This is a genomic window from Micromonospora sp. NPDC049645 (assembly GCF_040675155.1).
Taxonomy (GTDB): Bacteria; Actinomycetota; Actinomycetes; order Mycobacteriales; family Micromonosporaceae; genus Micromonospora.
On the sequence record NZ_JBFAOI010000011.1, the window covers coordinates 57,568 to 74,498 of the forward strand.

General features: G+C 72.5%; 16 protein-coding genes and 1 tRNA gene. 3 read left to right on the forward strand and 14 right to left on the reverse strand.

Features of this window, described 5'->3' with window-relative positions; genetic code table 11:
• Positions 1-9: 9 nt before the first annotated feature.
• From AB0J33_RS23070 to AB0J33_RS23080, 3 genes are read right to left on the reverse strand one after another with little or no spacing between them, the layout of a single operon-like run.
• A complete protein-coding gene (locus AB0J33_RS23070; protein WP_363616085.1) occupies positions 10-1,428 on the reverse strand; it encodes a ferredoxin reductase family protein in 1,419 nt (472 codons plus the stop codon).
• On the reverse strand, positions 1,425-2,807 hold the full coding sequence (locus AB0J33_RS23075; RefSeq protein WP_363616086.1) for a DUF1501 domain-containing protein: 1,383 nt from the start codon (positions 2,805-2,807) through the stop codon (positions 1,425-1,427). The genes AB0J33_RS23070 and AB0J33_RS23075 overlap by 4 nt, the downstream gene beginning before the upstream one ends.
• A gap of 8 nt (positions 2,808-2,815) precedes the next feature.
• A complete protein-coding gene (locus tag AB0J33_RS23080; RefSeq protein WP_363616087.1) occupies positions 2,816-4,909 on the reverse strand; it encodes a DUF1800 domain-containing protein in 2,094 nt (697 codons plus the stop codon).
• Positions 4,910-5,340: 431 nt separating this feature from the next.
• Here AB0J33_RS23080 and AB0J33_RS23085 point away from each other — a divergent pair, with 431 nt between their 5' ends.
• Complete coding sequence (locus AB0J33_RS23085) at positions 5,341-5,598, forward strand: DUF3040 domain-containing protein (protein ID WP_363616088.1); 258 nt, start codon at positions 5,341-5,343, stop codon at positions 5,596-5,598.
• Positions 5,599-5,644: 46 nt separating this feature from the next.
• On the opposite strand, the gene AB0J33_RS23090 is transcribed toward AB0J33_RS23085, so the two are convergent.
• Both AB0J33_RS23090 and AB0J33_RS23095 read right to left on the reverse strand, forming a co-directional pair.
• A complete protein-coding gene (locus AB0J33_RS23090; protein ID WP_363616089.1) occupies positions 5,645-6,568 on the reverse strand; it encodes an SWIM zinc finger family protein in 924 nt (307 codons plus the stop codon).
• Positions 6,568-9,870 carry a DEAD/DEAH box helicase gene (locus AB0J33_RS23095; protein ID WP_363616090.1) on the reverse strand — a complete coding sequence of 1,101 codons (3,303 nt, stop codon included), beginning with the start codon at positions 9,868-9,870 and terminating at the stop codon, positions 6,568-6,570. Before AB0J33_RS23095 ends, AB0J33_RS23090 begins: the two co-directional genes overlap by 1 nt.
• A gap of 193 nt (positions 9,871-10,063) precedes the next feature.
• Here AB0J33_RS23095 and AB0J33_RS23100 point away from each other — a divergent pair, with 193 nt between their 5' ends.
• Entirely contained in the window at positions 10,064-10,936 is an 873-nt protein-coding gene (locus AB0J33_RS23100) for a PfkB family carbohydrate kinase (RefSeq protein WP_363616091.1), read from the forward strand.
• 33 nt (positions 10,937-10,969) lie between these two features.
• Here the strand turns inward: AB0J33_RS23100 and AB0J33_RS23105 are convergent, their stop codons facing one another.
• The gene (locus AB0J33_RS23105) at positions 10,970-11,488 is read right to left on the reverse strand and encodes a DinB family protein (protein ID WP_363616092.1); all 519 of its coding nucleotides are present in this window, start codon (positions 11,486-11,488) and stop codon (positions 10,970-10,972) included.
• 83 nt (positions 11,489-11,571) lie between these two features.
• On the opposite strand from AB0J33_RS23105, the gene AB0J33_RS23110 reads away from it, so the two are divergent.
• Positions 11,572-11,778 carry a hypothetical protein gene (locus AB0J33_RS23110; RefSeq protein ID WP_363616093.1) on the forward strand — a complete coding sequence of 69 codons (207 nt, stop codon included), beginning with the start codon at positions 11,572-11,574 and terminating at the stop codon, positions 11,776-11,778.
• 9 nt (positions 11,779-11,787) lie between these two features.
• On the opposite strand, the gene AB0J33_RS23115 is transcribed toward AB0J33_RS23110, so the two are convergent.
• The 8 genes from AB0J33_RS23115 to AB0J33_RS23150 all read right to left on the reverse strand — a co-directional run bounded on the left by AB0J33_RS23115 (position 11,788) and on the right by AB0J33_RS23150 (position 16,870).
• The gene (locus AB0J33_RS23115; protein WP_196925240.1) at positions 11,788-12,930 is read right to left on the reverse strand and encodes a polysaccharide pyruvyl transferase family protein; all 1,143 of its coding nucleotides are present in this window, start codon (positions 12,928-12,930) and stop codon (positions 11,788-11,790) included.
• A gap of 99 nt (positions 12,931-13,029) precedes the next feature.
• Entirely contained in the window at positions 13,030-13,533 is a 504-nt protein-coding gene (locus tag AB0J33_RS23120; RefSeq protein WP_363616094.1) for a GNAT family N-acetyltransferase, read from the reverse strand.
• Between the two features lie 133 nt (positions 13,534-13,666).
• Positions 13,667-14,299: an HAD-IA family hydrolase gene (locus tag AB0J33_RS23125; protein ID WP_363616095.1), complete on the reverse strand. Its 633-nt coding sequence runs from the start codon at positions 14,297-14,299 to the stop codon at positions 13,667-13,669.
• Positions 14,300-14,483: 184 nt separating this feature from the next.
• On the reverse strand, positions 14,484-15,029 hold the full coding sequence (locus AB0J33_RS23130) for a hypothetical protein (protein WP_363616096.1): 546 nt from the start codon (positions 15,027-15,029) through the stop codon (positions 14,484-14,486).
• A 105-nt stretch (positions 15,030-15,134) separates the two neighbouring features.
• The gene (locus AB0J33_RS23135) at positions 15,135-15,686 is read right to left on the reverse strand and encodes a DinB family protein (protein ID WP_363616097.1); all 552 of its coding nucleotides are present in this window, start codon (positions 15,684-15,686) and stop codon (positions 15,135-15,137) included.
• Positions 15,687-15,730: 44 nt separating this feature from the next.
• Positions 15,731-15,802: transfer RNA gene (locus AB0J33_RS23140), tRNA-Val, on the reverse strand.
• 77 nt (positions 15,803-15,879) lie between these two features.
• Positions 15,880-16,344 (reverse strand): peroxiredoxin, encoded by a 465-nt coding sequence (locus AB0J33_RS23145; RefSeq protein WP_363616098.1) that lies wholly within the window; start codon positions 16,342-16,344, stop codon positions 15,880-15,882.
• A gap of 88 nt (positions 16,345-16,432) precedes the next feature.
• The gene (locus AB0J33_RS23150; protein ID WP_203149179.1) at positions 16,433-16,870 is read right to left on the reverse strand and encodes a DUF3052 domain-containing protein; all 438 of its coding nucleotides are present in this window, start codon (positions 16,868-16,870) and stop codon (positions 16,433-16,435) included.
• Positions 16,871-16,931 lie beyond the last annotated feature (61 nt).

The window sequence follows — 16,931 nt, forward strand, 5'->3', positions numbered from 1 at the left end:
ATGCCCTTCCTACAGCTCGAACGTGGCCAGGTGGATCTGCCGTCGGGGCACGCCGGCCCGCCGCAGCGCACGCACCGACTGTTCCACCAACCCGGGCGGCCCGCACAGGTAGACGTCGCGCCGGGCCACGTCGGGCACCAGTTGACGCAACCCGTCCGGGCTCATCAGCTGCCGGGGGCCGGGGTCGTCGCGGGAGCCGATGACGTACCAGACGGAGGTGTCGCGCTCCTGGGCCAGCCAGTCCAACTCGCGGCTGAGCAGCACGTCCGCCGGGGTGCGGGCCCGGTAGATCAGCGCGGCGCCCGGCGGCAGCTCCTCCAGCATCGCCCGGATCGGCGTGATGCCACTGCCGCCGGCGATCAGCAGCGCCCGTTCGCGAAGCCGGTGCGCGGCGGTGAAGGTGCCGGACGGGCCCTCGGCCCAGACCCGGGTGCCCGGTTCCAGGTCGCGCAGGTCCGCGGTGTGCGTGCCGACCACCTTGACGGTGACCCGCAGCCAGCGACCGTTGGCGGCGGCGGAGACGGAGAACGGGTGCGACTGCCACCAGCAGCCCCGGGTGAGGAACCGCCAGCGGAAGTGCTGGCCGCCGAGCATCGCCAGCCGGCCGAGGCGCTCGCCGGTGAGGTAGATGGAGATGGTGTCGGTGCTCTCGGCGACCACGTCGGCGACCCGCAGCCGGTAGCGCAGGTTGAACGCCAGCGGCGTGATCACGCGGCCCCAGAGCAGGGCGGCGACCACCAGCAGGTAGAGCGCGATCCAGCCGGTGCGCACCGGGCCGGGCTTGTACAGCTGCGCGCCGTGGGCGAACTGGTGGCCGAAGCCGAGCAGCAGGATCAGGTAGCTGGACAGGTGCAGCAGGTGCCACAGCTCGTAGGGCAACGCCCGCCGGATGGCCCGGACGCTGCTGAACCCGACGAGCATCATGATGCCGGTGGCGACGAACGCCGAAACCATGTCCTCGTAGTCGCCGAGCAGCGTGCCGACCTCGGCGAGGATCGACTGGTTACGCAGGTCGGCGTAGCCGACGAGGATCAGCGACATGTGCGCCAGCACGCTGACCAGCAGGGTGGCACCGATGTCCCGGTGCCAGCGGGCCAGGTGCTCGCCGCCGATCCACCGTTCCAGCACGGGCAGTCGGCTCATCATCAGCACCTGCACCAGCAGCAGGTAGCCGGCGATCAGGCCGCTGATCCGGCCGGCCGCGGTGACGGTGGTCGCGGCGCTGCGCAGCGAACCGGCGGGGGTGCCCAGCCACCACGGAAGCACGCTGGCGAGCAGGCCGACCAGGAGCAGCACGCCCAGCAGCCGTCGGCCGCCGGGTCCGCGCCGGGCCGGGATCTGCGGGGGTACGGGTGCAGCCGACCGGCCGCCGTGCCGGGACGAGGTCCCGGTACGACGGCCGGTGGCGTGGGTGTGCGAATGCGTCACGCGTACAGCTTCATCGGGGCGTACTTCTGGCGGGGGAAGACCTTGTCGACCTCCGCGTTGGTGAGCCCGAACCGGCCCTGCGCCACCGCGCCGTAGACGTTGAACATGTTGTTGTACTCGGGCACGTCGCCGGAGTCCAGCTTGTCCAGGCCGTTCCAGGTGCCGAGCAGCGAACCGGCCAGCTTCTTGCCGGACAGCAGGGTGACCACCCCGCCGTGGCCGTGGTCGGTGCCGCCGGTGTTGGAGCCGACCCGACGGCCGAACTCGCTGGACACCATGATCGTCACGTCGGCGGCCTGCGGGCCGAGGTCGGTGAAGAAGGCGGCCATCGCGCTGGCCAGCTCGTTCAGCCGGCGGTACAGCTGGCCGCCCTCGCGGGTGCCCTGGTTCTCGTGGGTGTCGTAGCCACCCATGCCGACGGTGGCGACCCGCACGTTGGCGCCGCCCTTGATCAGCTGGGCGAGTTGCTGGAACGCGTTGCCGACGCCCTCGTACTTGACGCCCTCGACGGGCTGGTACGGCTTGGCGGCGAGCTTCTGCGCGGTGGCCAGCGCGCCCATGCCCTCCTGGACGGCCTCCTCGACCGGGTGGTTGATCCCGGTGAAGAGCCCCTTGATGGCCTTCTCGGTGGCGGCCCGGAACTTCTCGTCACCGTTGAGGCGCAGCGAGCCGACGCTGTTCAGTGAGAGCGCGCCGTTGTTGCCGACCAGCGAGCGGGGCAGCGTGCTGCCGACGCCGACGCTGCGGAACGCGGTGCCCTTGCCCAGGTTGTCGACCAGACCGTCGAGCCAACCCCGGCCGCCGGTCTCGTTCGGCAGGCCGCCCAGGTTGCAGGCGTCCGCGGCCTGGAAGTGGCTGCGGGACAGCCGCTCGTCGGAGACCGCCGGGATGAAGCCCAGTTGACCGGCCGTGAGCCACTTCTCCAGCGGCTTGAACGCGCTGGTCAGCTTGAAGCCGCGGCCCAGGGCCAGCGAGTCGTTGCCGAGCAGCAGGTCGGGCCGTGCCTTGTTGAGCACCGCGTCGTTGTCCGGCGCGACGAGGCTCAGCCCGTCCAGCCCGCCGTAGAGGAAGACGTGGATCAGGGTGCCGGTCTTGGTCGCCGCGAACGACGCCGAGGTGGTGACGAACTGGGCGGTGGCCAGCGCGGTGGCGGTGGCCGCGGCACCGGCGACGAAGGTCCGCCGGGTGACGCCCCGACCGTCCTGCTGGGCCTCCTCCAGGTTCTCCAGCGTGCGGTACCGGTCGAACTCGGCGGCGTTCTCGGCGGCGACGATGTCCGCCTCGGCGCGCAGCAACGCCTCGGCCGGGTTGTCGGCCAGCCGGCGCACGTCGGGGCATTCGGGGTGCAGGGGGAAAGAGTTGTACACAGTCTTCTCCATCGGGTGCCTCACCGGAGGTGGTGCTGGGGGGAAGCGAGGATCGCCCGCGCGACGGCGGTGATGGCCCCGTTGAACGTGGCGTCGACCTTGGCGGTCGCCGGCACACCGGCCACGCCGAGGATGAGGTTCTTCTCCCGCGTGCTCAACTTCTGGCCCACCAGCCGCAGGGAGAGGGCGTCCACGTACGCCCCGGCCGTCGCCGGTGCCTTGGCGACCAACTTCTCCGGCGCCGTGTACGTGAAGGTGGTGCGGTAGCCGGCGAGGATCTCGCCCGCCTCGTTCCAACCGTTGACCATGGTGCCGGCCGAGGTCCAGGCGACGTAGACGTCCGGGTAGCCGTCCGGGGTCGGGTGACCCATCGGGGACTGGCCCAGCTCGCGCAGCTTGTCCTGGATCTGGCGCAGGCCCCGGGCGTACGGGGTGCGCTTGCTGTCGCCGTTGTTGTGCTTCGGCGACGCCTCCGGCGAGACGCCCAGGGTGCGGTACGTGGCGGCCAGGTACTCCATCGGCCGACGCACCTTCTGGCCCACGGCGGCCCAGAACTCCGACGAGCAGAACAGCGTCATCAGGACCGGCTTGATCATGCCCTTGTTGGTGGTGTACGTCTTGGCCAGCCGGTCCACCAGGGACTTCGGCGGGGTGTCCGAGACGAACCGGGTCGCCAGGCTCTGTGCCACGTACTTCGCGGTCGACGGGTGCAGCGCGATGTAGGTGATGTACGCGTCGATCGCCGCTTCGGCCTTCTTCGGGTCGGCCGAGTTGTTCGCGTGGGTGAAACCGAGGATCTTCACCTTGCCGACGTAGTGCTGCTCGGGGCGGAAGACGTACTTGCCCTTGTCGTCGACACCCCGGCCGGTCTGCAGCATGGCGGCCTGCCGGACGTCCGGCTCCTTGTAGCCGCCGTCGACGCCGACCGAGTACAGCTCGAGGTTCTCCCGGGCGAGGTTCTCGTTGATGGCGTCCTTGCGGGAGTCCTTCTGGTTCAGGTAGATCAGCAGCGCGGGGTGCTTGTTCGCGGCGACCAGCATCTCCGGGTAGCTGCCCAGCGCGTGCTTGCGCACGACGTCCTGGTCGAACGAGTTGCGGAACACCTCGCCGCCGTCGAAGTCCGCGGCGACGTGCAGGAAGTCGTTCCAGAAGTCGACCATCACCTCGAACAGCTGGCGCTTGGACCAGATCTGCCGGGCGATGGTGGCGTCGACCATCTCCCGCTCCGGCTGGGCGTCCTGCTCGTTGAGCTTGTCCCGCTGGTCGCGCAGCTGCTGCACGGAGAGCTTCTGGGTGGGCAGCTCGGCGAGCTTCAGCTCGGCCTTGCTCGGCTCCAGCTTGTCCGGGTCCAGTTGGGCCCGGATCCAGGAGTCGATGCCGTCGCGCTTGATGTCGGCGACCACCCCGGGGGTCACCCCGAAGGTGGCGCGCCGGGCCAGGTGCAGGATCGGGTCCTTGGCCAGCACCGTCTTCACGGTCACCTGGGTCGCCGCCGCGGCGGCGGCCGGGCCGGAGAAGGTCCGTCCACCGGTCGGCGCGTTCTTCTTCAGCGCCTCACCGGCCCGGGAGCCCATGTAGCTCTCGTTCTGCTCGGTGTAGGTGCGCACCGTGCTGGGCTGCTGGCCACTGGGCCGCGCCGCGGTGCCGTCGGTCACCGTGCTGCCGGTCGCGTCGCCGGCCGCCGCCTCGTCGCCGAAGAGGCCACGGATCTGCGGGGTCATGGCGAGCGCCGCGCCACCGGCGACGACAGCGGCGGTGCCGCCGAGGGCCACCATCGCCTTGCGCCGACCGACCTTGCGGCCGGACTCGTCGTCATCGTCGAGAGTGGGCAGTCCGGTGCCGGCCGGGCGTGCCGGGCGGCCGAGGCCCTCCGGGCCGACCCACTGCGGGCCGCGCGGGGCGGGGGCGGGCTGCCCGGCATGCGCGTACCCGTCGGCGTACTGCTCACGCGGGTCGGCCTGCGCGGCGTAGCCGCCCTGGTAGGGGTGGTTCGAGTCGTAGCCGTAGGGCGCGGGCGGGTGGGGGTCGCCGTAGCCGTCAGCGCTGTGGTGCTGGTGTCCGTCCCAACCGCGGTCGTCCCGCGGTCGACGTGGTGGCACATTCTGGTCGGCCATGTACCAATCCCGATTTCTGATGAGCGCCGGAAGCTGCGACCGGGCAGGTGCGGCAGGTGCGGCGACTGTTGCCTGAGGGGGTTGCTACGGCAAGGTAACCAAGGCCCCAGGGCCCTTCAAGGTGGCCGGAACCCACTCGTGAGGGCACTTAAGACAGCGCTCAGTGCGACATCGGCCGGGGCCGGTGGGGCGGAGGGGGGTGCGGACCTTCCCAGCAGGGCGTACGCACCGCAGCGGAGCACGGATCGGACCACCTCGCCGTACGCGCCACTTTCGGCCTCGTTCACCACCAAAGGCAAACTTAAGGTTCAGGTAAGCCGGACATGAGGCGACCTCGCGTGCAGCAAAAGTAGCGGGAACAGGCGAGCGTGAGCCACCACCGCAGCGGGTATGCCGCCGAACCGCTGAACGCGTGAGGGGAAGGCAGCGCCATGCTCAGCAAAGAGGATCAGCGCAGATTCGACCAGATCACCCGTCAGCTCCGGGAGAGTGACCCGGCGTTCTTCGCCCGGTTGGACCACCGGGTTCGGGCCCGCAGGGGCCGCTACCTGATGTTGTTGACCATTCTGCTGTGGGCGTCACTACCGGCGATAGCCGTGTTCGCCGGTCGACTGACCGGTGCGATCTGCGCGGTGGTGCTGGTGGCCAACGCCGCGATCATGTGGCGGTTCCGCCGTCGATGGACCTGACGGCCCCACCGCTCGATGGAACGGCTCGACCACTGCCTCGGACGGCTCACCGGTCGGCCGGGCCGAAGGCCCGGTACGCGCGGCGCAACCGTTCGAGCAGGCCCGGCCCACCGATGGCGGGGGCCGGCGCTCCGAGCTGACGCAGCAGCAGGTCGGTGCCGGTCACCAGTCGAGGTGGCCGATCCGGCAGCGGCACCGGCGCGGACCAGAACCGGTCCGCCGCCTCCGCCAACGGGGTGGTCGACAGACCGGCGAGCGCCCGTGCGGCGCCGACCGGCGCGCCGACCTCCACTGTCGAGGCCGTACCGTCCGGTTCGGACGGTGGGTCGACCGGCGGCGGGGTGACGCCGGTCGCCGCGGCCCGCCGGTTGCGCAGTTCGTCGAGCAGTTCCGCGCGGGAACGACCGCGCCAGTGCAGCAGCTCGAACGGGTCCGCGTCGAACGCCTCGGCCAGCAGGTAGAACGTCGCCGCGAGGTGTTTGCACGGCACCGCGAAGTCGGGGCAGTTGCAGCGCTGGGTCAACTCGTCCACAGCGCGCGGGAAGAGCGGTGCGCCGGCGGCGGCGAACAGCTCCTCCAACTCGTCGGGGAGGTCCCCGGCGAGCAGCCGGGCGCTGAAGAACGCCTGCCCGGCCAGCTCGTCCTCGATCCGGGACCAGAGCGCGGCCGGGAACGGCTCCAGCGCGATCGACACCTGGTACGGCTGCGGCCGGGAGCCCTGCACCACCGCGCTGACCCGACCGGGCGTGATGTCGAGCGTGAGCACCTGCCCGGCCCGCGCGTACGACCGGCCCCGGGTCAACCGGGTGCCCAGCGCGAACGACTCCAGCACCTCCAGGAAACGCCGCGACCACCAGGACCGGCCGATCGCGCCCCGGGCACTTCGCGCCCGCAGACCTCCGTCGACCCGACGGGGGCGACCGTAGTCGGCGAACCGGTCGCTGCTCACGCCGGCGCTCGGCTCGCCCACTACTCCACCACCGCCCCGGCCTCCAGCGCGAACAGGTCCCGCAACTGACCGGTGGACAACTCGGTGATCCACTGCTCGCCGGTCCCGACGACCCGTTCGGCGAGGCTGCGCTTGTCGGCGATCATCGCGGCCACCTTCTCCTCGACCGTGCCGGCGCAGACGAACTTACGAACCTGCACCCGCCGGCGCTGCCCGATCCGGAACGCCCGGTCGGTGGCCTGGTCCTCGACCGCCGGGTTCCACCACCGGTCCACATGCACCACGTGGTTCGCGGCGGTCAGGGTCAGCCCGGTGCCGCCGGCCTTGAGGGAGAGCACGAACAGCGGCGGACCCTCCGCCGACTGGAAGCGCTGCACCAGGGCGTCCCGCTCGGCCTTGCCGAGGCCACCGTGCAGGAACAGCACCTCCCGGCCGAAGCGCGCCGACAGGTGGCCGCGCAACATCGCACCGAACTCGGCGTACTGGGTGAACAGCAGCGCCCGCTCCCCCGCCGCCAGCACCTCCTCCAGGATCTCGGTCAGCCGGGCCAGCTTGCCGGAGCGGCCCTCCAGCGGCGAACCGTCGCGCAGCAGCTGGGCGGGGTGGTTGCAGACCTGCTTGAGTCGGGTCATGGTGGCCAGCACCAGGCCGCGTCGCTCGATGCCGTCGCTGGTCTCGATCCGGGCGAGCATGTCGTCGACCACCACCCGGTACAGCGCGGCCTGCTCGGCGGTGAGGTTGCAGAGCACCTCCATCTCCAGCTTCTCCGGCAGATCCGAGATGATCGACGAGTCGGTCTTGAGCCGGCGCAACACGAACGGGCCGGTGATCCGGCGCAGCCGCTCGGCGGCCTCCGCGTCGCCGTGCCGCTCGATCGGCTCGGCGAACCGCTTGCGGAACGTCGCGGCCGGCCCGAGCAGGCCCGGGTTGGCGAACTGCATGATCGACCAGAGGTCGGCGAGACGGTTCTCCACCGGCGTACCGGTCACCGCCACCCGTTGCCGGGCCGGCAGCGCGCGAACCGCCTCGGCCTGCCGGGTCGACGCGTTCTTGATCGCCTGCGCCTCGTCCACCACCACCCGGTGCCAGTCGATGCCGGCCAGGTCGCCGGCGTCTCGGGCGGCCACCGAGTAGGTGGTGAGAACCAGGTCCGCGCCGTGCGCCGCCGCGGTGAACTCCGCCCCGCGCGCCCGCTCGGCACCATGGTGTACGTGCACCCGCAGCTCCGGGGTGAACCGTGCCGCCTCCCGCTGCCAGTTGCCGACCAGCGACATCGGACAGACCAGCAGGGTCGGGCCGGCCTCCGGTGGGTCGCCGGCGAGCAGGGCGAGCAGTTGGACCGTCTTGCCCAGCCCCATGTCGTCGGCGAGCACGCCACCCAGGCCGAGCGAACGCAGGAACGCCAGCCAGGCCAGCCCACGCTGCTGGTACGGCCGCAGCGTGCCCTGGAAGCTCGGCGGCGGCTCCAGCGGGGTGAGCCGTCGCTCGACCGCCCCGGCGAGCAGATCGCCGAGCGCCCCGTCGGCGGTCACCTCCAGCACCGGCAGCGCCCCGGTGGCCTCGCCGTCGGCCAGCCCGAGGCGGAGCAGGTCGGCGACGGTCAACTCACCGGCGGAGCGGAGCAGGCGCAGGCCGGCGGCGAGCCGCCCCGGGTCCAGCTCCACCCACCGGCCGCGGAGCCGTACCAGCGGGGTCTTCAGCTCGGCCAGTGTCGCCAACTCCTCGGCGGACAGCGGCTGGTCGCCGAGCGCGATCTCCCAGCGGTAGTCGACCAGGGCGTCCAGTCCGACACCGCCGTCGGTGCCACCCACCGTGCCCGGCGCGGTGCGGCTGCGCGCCCGCAACCGGGCGCCCAGTCGCGCCGACGGACGCTGCCACCAGGACGGCAGCAGCACCCCGAAACCGGCCGCGTGCAGCACCGGGGCACCCGCGCTGAGGAACCGGTGGGCACCGTCGACGTCGAGTTCCATCGCCTCCGGCGCGGCGGTACGCAACGCGGCGTCCAGGTCCGGCCAGAGCCGGCTGGCCCGGCCCAGCTCCGCGAGCAGCGTCTCCTGGGGGTTGGTGGTACGGCCGGCCAGGCCGCCGAGTGTGTGCGGTGCCCGCCAGACCTCCCCGGCGTCGACGTGCAGGCCGGGCTCGTCCGCGGCCTGCAACCCGAACTCCAGCCGCCAGCGCCCGGCACCGGTCGACTCGTCCGACACCGGCGCGCCGTCGGCGGGCGGCGGCGCGGCGGTGGGCGGTGGCCGGGTGGCCAGGATCGGTTCGGTGACCTCGTCGGGGGCCGGCTCCACCAGCCGGAAACTGGCCCGCACCGGACCCCCGGCGGCGTCGCGCTGCCAGGTGTCCAGCTCGGCGTGCAGGGTGGCCAACCCGGCCGGGTCGATGGTGAAGTCCCGCCGAGGGCCGGCGAGCGCGGCCAACCAGGCCGGCGCCGGCCCACCCGGGCGCAGCCCCCGGGCCAGCGTGGTGGTCGCCAGGGCAGCCCGCGCGGCGGCGTCGGCCAACGCGTCGAGCGCGTCCGCGACCAGCTCCGCCGCGGTCAGCTCGGCGGTGGTCAGTTTCGCAGTGGTCAGCTCGGCGGTGGGTTGCACGACGGCTCGGGCGGCGGGTGGCAGGGCCAGCGCCAGTGACCGCGCCCAGGCGGCGTCCGTGCCGGTCAGCAGCGGGCGCCAGACCGCCTGCGCGGGCACCTGCGCCCCAACACCGGCCGGTGTCGTCACACCAGCGCCGGCCCGTGCCGACGCGCCGGCGCCCGACGGCGTCGTCACGCCAGCGCCGGCCCGTGCCGTCACGCCGGCGCCCGACGGCGTCGTCACGCCAGCGCCGGGCGTCTGGTCGACGGTCGTGGTGCGGACGCCGGGAAGGACGCGGCCACGGGTCACCAGGTCGGCGGCGAAGTCGGCCAACTCGGCGAGGTGCCGCAGGGTGGCCCCGGGGACCGCCGGGAGGTCGTCCAGGGCGCGGAGCAGCGACAGGGCGTCGTCCGGGGCGTACACCAGGATGGGGACCCGCCACGCGGCCAGCGTGAGCCGGCCGCGAGCCGCGGGCGCGACGGTGGTCCGGATCAGCTCGGGTGAGTCGGTCGGCGCGCCCGCCAGGGTGGGGAGGGTGAGCAGCGCGGTGTCCAGCCGGGTTGGCTCGGCGGCGTCGGCGAGGAGGGCGGCCAGGTCGGTGTGCCCGGCGGCGAAGGGGTGCGGGCGTTCCCGGGCCGGCCGGCCCGAGCGCGCGACGGGGATCGGCGCGGCGCTGTCCTCGGCCCAGACGGCGAGGCCGCCCATCGAGCTGTCGCCGGGCAACCACAGCCCGTGGATGACCAGCACCTGCTCCCCCTAGTCGCCGCCCGCGCCCAGAATAGGCGGCCTGCCCGCCCCGGCGTCCGCACCCACCGGCCCACCCTGCGCGATCTTGCAGTTTGTGTCGACGTTCTGCAAAGAATGCACGTTTCGTCGCCGCAGAAAACGCAAGATCGCGGGGCGCTGGAGGTGGGAGCGGCGACGGGTTAGCGTCGGTGCCGTGGTCGATCTGCTGGTTCTTGGCGGGCTCGGGGTGGACGTGCGGGTCCGGGTGCCCGCGCTGCCGCTGCCGGCTGCCGATTCGCACACCGTCGAGCCGATCGAGCTGCGGGTGGGCAACACCGGTGCCGGGGTGGCGCTGGCCGCCCGAGCGCTCGGCCTGCGGGTCCTGGTGGTCGACACCGTCGGCGCGGACCCGGCCGGCGACCTCGTCCGGGCCGCGCTGACCCGGGCCGGAGTTCCCGCGGTGCTGGCCGAGAGCCGGGACGGCACCCGTCGGTCGGTGAACCTGGTGGACCCGGGCGGGCGACGCACCTCGCTGTACGACCCGCGCCCGTGGCGGGGCGCTCCACCGTTTCCCGCACCGGAGTTGGCCGCGCTGGTTCGCGACGCCCGGCACGTACACCTTTCGATCATGGATTGGGTGGTGCCGCTGCTGCCCACCGTGCGGGCCGCCGTCGCGACGGGTGTGGCGCTCTCCACCGACCTGCACGACTGGGACGGCGAGAACACCTACCACCAGCCGTTCGCCGAGGTCGCCGACCTGGTTCTGCTGAGCGGGGTGCGGCTGGGCGACCGGGGCGCATCTCTCGCTGGCCCACTGGCCCCCCGAGCGGTGCTGGTGACCCGGGGCGCCGACGGCGCCGAGCTGTTCCCGGGCGACGGCACGCTGGTGCCGGTGCCACCCGCCACCCCACCGGGGCCGGTGATCGACAGCAACGGGGCGGGCGACGCCTTCGCGGCCGGCCTGATCGCCGGCCGGCTGCGTGGCGAGCCGCTGGCGGAGGCGGCCCGGTACGCGGCGCGGGTCGCCGCCGCGGCCTGCACCCACGACGGGATGGAATATCCGCCGGGCCTGCTGCCCATTGGTTGACGGCGCGCCGCTGCCGTGCGGCGACCTGGGCTCTCAGATCGCGCCGGACTCGCCGTCGGTCAGTTCGCGCAGGATGTCGGCGTGACCCGCGTGCCGGGCCGTCTCCTCGATCATGTGCACCAGGATCCAGCGCAGCGACACCTCACCGAGCTGCGGGTGCGGCACCACGTGGTCGAGGTCGAGGCTCGCGGCGACCGCCCGGGAGCGGGCGCAGGCCCGCTCGTACGCCGCCACCAGCTCCACGACGGTCTCCTGGTCGCCGAGCGTGAAACTGGCAAGCGCGTCCTGCTCGGAGGTGAGGTAGACGTCGCCGGGCTCAGGGGCCAGCAGGGTCGGGAACCAGTTCCGTTCGACCAGGGTCAGATGCTTGACCAGCCCGGCGAGCGTGGTCGCCGAGGGCACCAACCGGCGGCGGGCGTCGGCGTCGGAGAGACCGCGCAGTTTGCGCAGCAGCACGCCACGGTGGAAGTCGAGGAACGAGGTCAGGACGGCGCGCTCGTCGCCGGTGCGGGCGAGCACCGGACCGAGCGTGGGATCTATCGTCTGCTCCATCGACCGACCCTAGCCACGGGCCCGGTCCGCCGCTGCCCCGCTTATCCGCTGCGGGCCGGCGGTGCGACGGGCAGGATGGGCGCATGGCTTCATCCGTGCAGATCCTTCTCGTCGGCGGCGCGGCGGACGGGCAGACCATCACCGTCGAACTGGACAGCAACGGCCGCCCGCCGCTCACCCACCACCACATCGGCTCCGGTGGGCTGGCCGATGCGCAGATCTACGAGTTGGAGACCGCCCGCGAGGAAGCCCGTGAGTGGCGCTACCGGTGGACCGGCCCGGCGGTGTGACCGCCCCGCTCAGACCCGGGTGAGGGTCTGACTGCGCAGGCTCTCCAGCACGCCGCGGGTGACCTCCGAGGTGCCCCGCGCCTGGTCACACACCTCTGCCACCCGTCGTGCGGTGGCCTCGGCTCGTTGCTCCCGTTCGTCCCAGAGTCGGTCTACCTCGGCCAGCAGCGGCCCCTCGACCTCCCGCTCCACACCACGCAGCGCCGGCACACCGAGCCGTTGGGCCAGGTCGAACACCTTGCCGGCGTACGGCAGGGGCAGGAACGGCGTACCGACCATCGCCGCGAAGATCAGGAAGTGCAGGCGCATGCCCACGGCCAGGTCGAAGTGGCGCATCAGCCCCAGCACCTGCTGGGGTGAGTAGGTGCCGTGCAGGATCCGGCCCCGCTCGGCGGCGACCATGTGCGACAGCACCCCGTGGGCGTGCCGGATGTCGTCGCGCTCCATCGGCACGAACAGCACGTACGCGTCGATCCGGTGCACCAGGAAGTCACCGATCTGGGCCAGCAGCCGGTGGTAACCGTCCACGTCGAGGCGTTCCGCGGCCCGCCCCGGTTCCCGCACGCTGATCCCGACCAACCGCTTGCCGACCGGCACACCCTCCTCGGCCAGCAGGTGGGCCGGGAACTCCTCCGGTTGCAGGAGGAACGCCGGGTCGGCGGTGACCGTGATCGGGTTGAGCAGGCCGGCCTCCTCCAGCACCATCCGGGACTCCTGGTCCCGGACGGTCACCTGGGTCGCGCTGGAGAGCGTTTCCCGCACCATGCCGGTGTCCACCCCGTCGCTGAGGGGGCCCACCCCCACCGCGTACGTGATCAGGGGCAGCCCGCGCTCCTGGGCGACCCGGACCACCCGCAGGTAACGGCGGGCCTCCCGGTCGTAGAGGATGCCGCCGCCGCCCAGGATGAGCAGGTCGAGCTGGGCCAGGACCAGGGCCGAGTCGGTACGGCTGACGCCCTCCCAGGGCACCGCTTCGACGTCCGGGTGGGCGGCCCGGGTGTGCTCCGGGTTTCGGGAGAAGACGATGATCCGGGCGTTCGGTTCCTGCGTGCGCAGATCGGTGAGAAGGCCGGTGAGGATCGCCTCGTCGCCGAGGTTTCGCCCGCCGTACGAGCCCAGCACACCGATGGTCAGTCCGGCGCCGTGCGTCATCCGTCGCTCCTCCCCAGGTGCGGTCCGCGCCGGTTTCCCGTTGGGCAGGTGAACAGTCCTGCCGAGGGGACCAGTCGCCCGGTCGCCGCCCCGCTCAGCTCACCGGGGGCTGTGCGGTGGCGCCGACGCGGGCCCGGTGATGCGTTTCGCCATCTGCTGCGAGGTGACCTCGAAGCCCAGACTGCGGTAGAGCCCGATCGCCACGGTGTTCGTACCGAAGACGTTCAGACCCAGCTCGGGCACCCCGACCTGGGCGAGTTCGGCCTCGATGAGCTGGATCATCCGGCGTGCGTACCCGCGTCCCCGGTGTTCCTCGTGCACCTCGATGTTGTGGATCCACGCCTGGTTCGGGGCGGCGGCCGTCGGCAGGGTCACCCAGATCCAGCCGACCTCGGTGTCACCGACCCGGCCCAGCCGCAGCAGCACCCCCTCGCTGGCCACGCCCAGCGGTAGCGACTCCCGGATCTGGCTGACCGACCGCTCGAGAGCCGCCTCCGGGGTCATCCCCCGGTGCGCCACCAGGTCCTCGGCGTACCCCTGCTCCAACGCCCCCAACAACCGGTCCAGCTCGTCTGCCGTCATCGGCGTCAGCGTCAACTCCACCGCGTCTCCCTCGTCGTCGTTCCCGGCCGGTAGTGCAGCAGACCGGACCCGGAAACGGTAGAGCCTCCCCGGCGGGGAAATGGGTTGTCCGATCCCGTGGGCGGGCCGCCCGGTGAGCGGATCATCCGGTGGGTCAGGGCGTCGCGGAGGCCGACGTGAGCTGACGCGCCAGCTGCGCCAGGTCGTCGAGACGCAGGTCGCCGTCGAGGCCCTTCAGCGCGGCGGTCAGCGCGCCGGCCGCCCTCCCGGCCCGCAACCCGACCTCGGCGTCCTCGACGACCAGGCACCGCGCCACGGGTACGCCCAGCAGCGTGGCCGCCCGCAGGTAGCCCTCCGGGTCCGGCTTGCCGACGCTGACGTCCTCGACCGTGACGAGCACCGGTGCCTTGATGCCGGCGGCACCGAGCCGGGCCTGTGCCAGCCGCGCGTCGGCGCTGGTCACCACCGCCCAGGGCAGTCCCAGCCGGGCCAGGGTGCCCAGCAGTTCGTGCGCTCCGGAGGTGGCCGTCACGTCGGACAGGTCGTCGTACTGCACCGCGAGCTGCCGGGCCGCCGCGACGGCGACCGCGTCGTCGTCGAGCGCGGGCAGCAGCCGGCGAATGGTCCGGTCGGCCGGGCTGCCGTGCGCGATCGCCAGCGCCGCCGCCGGGTCGACGGCGTACTCGGCGGCCCACCGCTCCCACGCCCGCTCCACGGCCGCGTCGGAGTCGACCAGGGTGCCGTCCATGTCGAACAACACCGCGCCGATGTGTGCCGCTCCCACCATCACGCGCCCACCCTCCCCCACCTCTCAAGATCCGCGCAACTTCGGTGATCCTGCTGCCCCGTCGCCCGCCGAGGCAGCAGGATCCGGGCAAGTGCGCGGATCCTGAGGGAAGGGTCTTGAGGGTCTCGGGTATCGGACCCCGGAGTGGGAGCGAGGGGTCTGACAGCCGCCAGACCGGTCGGCGTCAGGCGTGGTCGAGCACCTGACGTACGGTGTCGACGAACGAGATCCGACGATTCGTCCGCACCTCGATCGCCGCGAGCCAGCGCTCCCGGTGCCGGTCGCGCAGCGGCGTACTCGCGTCACCCGGCTCGTCGCCGAGCCGGCGCTGGTCGGCGTACTCCGTGGTGAGACTCGTCAACACGGCCCGGCCGCCCGCCGCGACCTCCGTCGGGCCCTCCAACAACACCAGGTTGTACGCCTCGTCCACGGCGCGCATCGCCGCGTACGCCTCGTCGTAGCCGGGCACCGGCTGACCCCCGCCGGCGTCCAGCCACCGCCGGTCCAACTGCCGGTACGCCTGGTCGCAGGCGCTCAGGAACCCGACGTACGCGTTTCGCCGCAGCTCGTCCCGGCGGGTCGCGCGCCGCTCGACGCTCTCCTGCCGGGCGACGGTGAGGTGGTGGGCCAGTTGCCGGCGGGTGCTGAGCGCACCGACCAGCCCGGTCAGGGCGGCGGCGGCCAACGTGGACAGTGAGGTGATCAGCGCGACGGCGACGGTGTCCTGCACCCGCCCATCATGGCGGTGCCGGAGACCGGGGCCATCGCCGGTGGCACCTCGGTCGGTGGCGGTTCAGCAACTCGACACGGCTTTTCGGAAACACGGTGCGCGTGATCAGCGCGGCGGGTCCTCGCCGGTGAGCCCGTCCACTGACTCCCTGATCAGGTCGGCGTGGCCGACGTGCCGGGCGTACTCCTCGATCAGGTCGACCAGGATGCGGCGCAGGCTCGGCACCTGCCCGTCGGGCCACTCACCCCGGGCCAACTGCTCCGGCCCGGCGTCGGCCAGCAACTCGGCCACGGTGGCCCGGGAGCGGGCCACGGCCTCCCGCCAGAGCGTGTAGAGCTGCTCCGGGGTGTCCTCGGCGGCCGACTGCCAGTCCCAGCCGGGATTCGCGTCCCAGTCGACCGTCTCCCACGGCTGTCCGGGCGAGCGCCCGGACAGCTTCAGTGAGAAGTAGAAGTCCTCGACGAAGGCGAGGTGCTTGAGTAGCCCGCCCAGGGTGATCGACGACGGCCCGAGCGTCGCCCGCAGGCCGGCGGCGTCCAGCCCGCCGGTCTTCCAAGCCAGGGTGGCGCGCTGACGGTCCAGGGAACCCAGCAGGGTGGCCGTCTCGTCGCCCGCGATCGGCGGTTCGGGGTGACCGTGCTCGTCCGCGTCGACCATCGATCGAGGGTAGCGAGCCGAACGGTGCGGGTCGAGGTGCAGGGTGGGCGCGGCAGGTTTCGAACCTGCGACCCCCCGCTTGTAAGGCGGGTGCTCTCCCACTGAGCTACGCGCCCGGATCGCCCGTGCGGCGGGCCGGTGGCTGGCAAGCTTACCTTGCTCGCCACCGGCCCGGGCGCACGGCGTACCCCGGTCAGACCGCCGCTTCGGCGATGGCCTTGCGCCAGCCCTGCTGGTCGCGGGCCTCGCCCGGGCCGTTCATCTCGGCGAAGCGGACCACGCCGGTCTTGTCGATGACGAAGGTGCCCCGGTTGGCGAAGCCGGCCACGTCGTTGAAGACCCCGTACGCCTGGGCGACGGCGCCGTGCGGCCAGAAGTCGGCCAGCATGGGGAACTGGTAGCCCTCACGGTCGGCCCACACCTTGTGGCTGTAGGCCGAGTCGACGCTGACGGTCAGCACCTGGACGTCGTCGTTCACGTACTCGCCGAGGTTGTCGCGCACCTCGGTCAGCTCGCCCTGGCAGGTGCCGGTGAAGGCGAGCGGGTAGAAGACCAGCAGGACGGTGCGTTTGCCCCGAAAGTCCGAGAGTCGGACCTCCTGGTTGTTCTGGTCCTTCAGCACGAAGTCGGGAGCCTCGGCACCAACCTTGACGGGCATGCGAACTCTCCTCGGGTCGAGTCGGGGGTGAGTGCAGCAACCTGTCACCCGGCGGGGGCGGGCCGCCGGGCGAGCGAAGCGGCGCTCGCTACTTCTTGGCCTTGGCCCCTCGGCGTAGCACCAGGCGTGCGCCGCTCCAGTCCCGGCCGGCGTTGACGGTCGAGGTCTGCTGAAGGCCGGCGGTGGGCGCGGACTCCGCGACCTCGCTCGGCTCGACGTGCCCCGCACGCCCCGCCTTCGGGGTGAGCAGCCACACGACCCCGTTGTCGGCCAGCGGGCCGAGGGCGTCGACGAGCAGCTCGAAGAGGTCACCGTCGCCGTCGCGGTACCAGACCAGCACCGCGTCGACCACCTCATCGGTGTCCTCGTCGACCAGATCTCCACAGCGGTCGGTCAGGGCGTCTCGGAGATCCTGGTCGACGTCGTCGTCGTACCCCATCTCCATGACGACCATCCCCGGTTCGATTCCGAACCGGTCCGCCAGGCTGCGTACCCCGTCGGCGGCCTGACCAGCGGTCGCGCTCACTGTCGCGTGCCTCCTCATCTCGTCCCTGCTCGCGGCGTCGGTGCGACGCCGTCAGGCAAAG

What these genes read in the sequence shown, in the direction of transcription:
- AB0J33_RS23110 (WP_363616093.1), top strand. Translation starts at nt 11,572, where the DNA reads ATGGCTTCATCCGTGCAGATCCTTCTCGTCGGCGGCGCGGCGGACGGG.
- AB0J33_RS23115 (WP_196925240.1), bottom strand. Translation starts at nt 12,930, where the DNA reads ATGACGCACGGCGCCGGACTGACCATCGGTGTGCTGGGCTCGTACGGC.
- AB0J33_RS23085 (WP_363616088.1), top strand. Translation starts at nt 5,341, where the DNA reads ATGCTCAGCAAAGAGGATCAGCGCAGATTCGACCAGATCACCCGTCAG.
- AB0J33_RS23135 (WP_363616097.1), bottom strand. Translation starts at nt 15,686, where the DNA reads ATGGTCGACGCGGACGAGCACGGTCACCCCGAACCGCCGATCGCGGGC.
- AB0J33_RS23075 (WP_363616086.1), bottom strand. Translation starts at nt 2,807, where the DNA reads ATGGAGAAGACTGTGTACAACTCTTTCCCCCTGCACCCCGAATGCCCC.
- AB0J33_RS23145 (WP_363616098.1), bottom strand. Translation starts at nt 16,344, where the DNA reads ATGCCCGTCAAGGTTGGTGCCGAGGCTCCCGACTTCGTGCTGAAGGAC.
- AB0J33_RS23105 (WP_363616092.1), bottom strand. Translation starts at nt 11,488, where the DNA reads ATGGAGCAGACGATAGATCCCACGCTCGGTCCGGTGCTCGCCCGCACC.
- AB0J33_RS23125 (WP_363616095.1), bottom strand. Translation starts at nt 14,299, where the DNA reads ATGGTGGGAGCGGCACACATCGGCGCGGTGTTGTTCGACATGGACGGC.
- AB0J33_RS23080 (WP_363616087.1), bottom strand. Translation starts at nt 4,909, where the DNA reads ATGGCCGACCAGAATGTGCCACCACGTCGACCGCGGGACGACCGCGGT.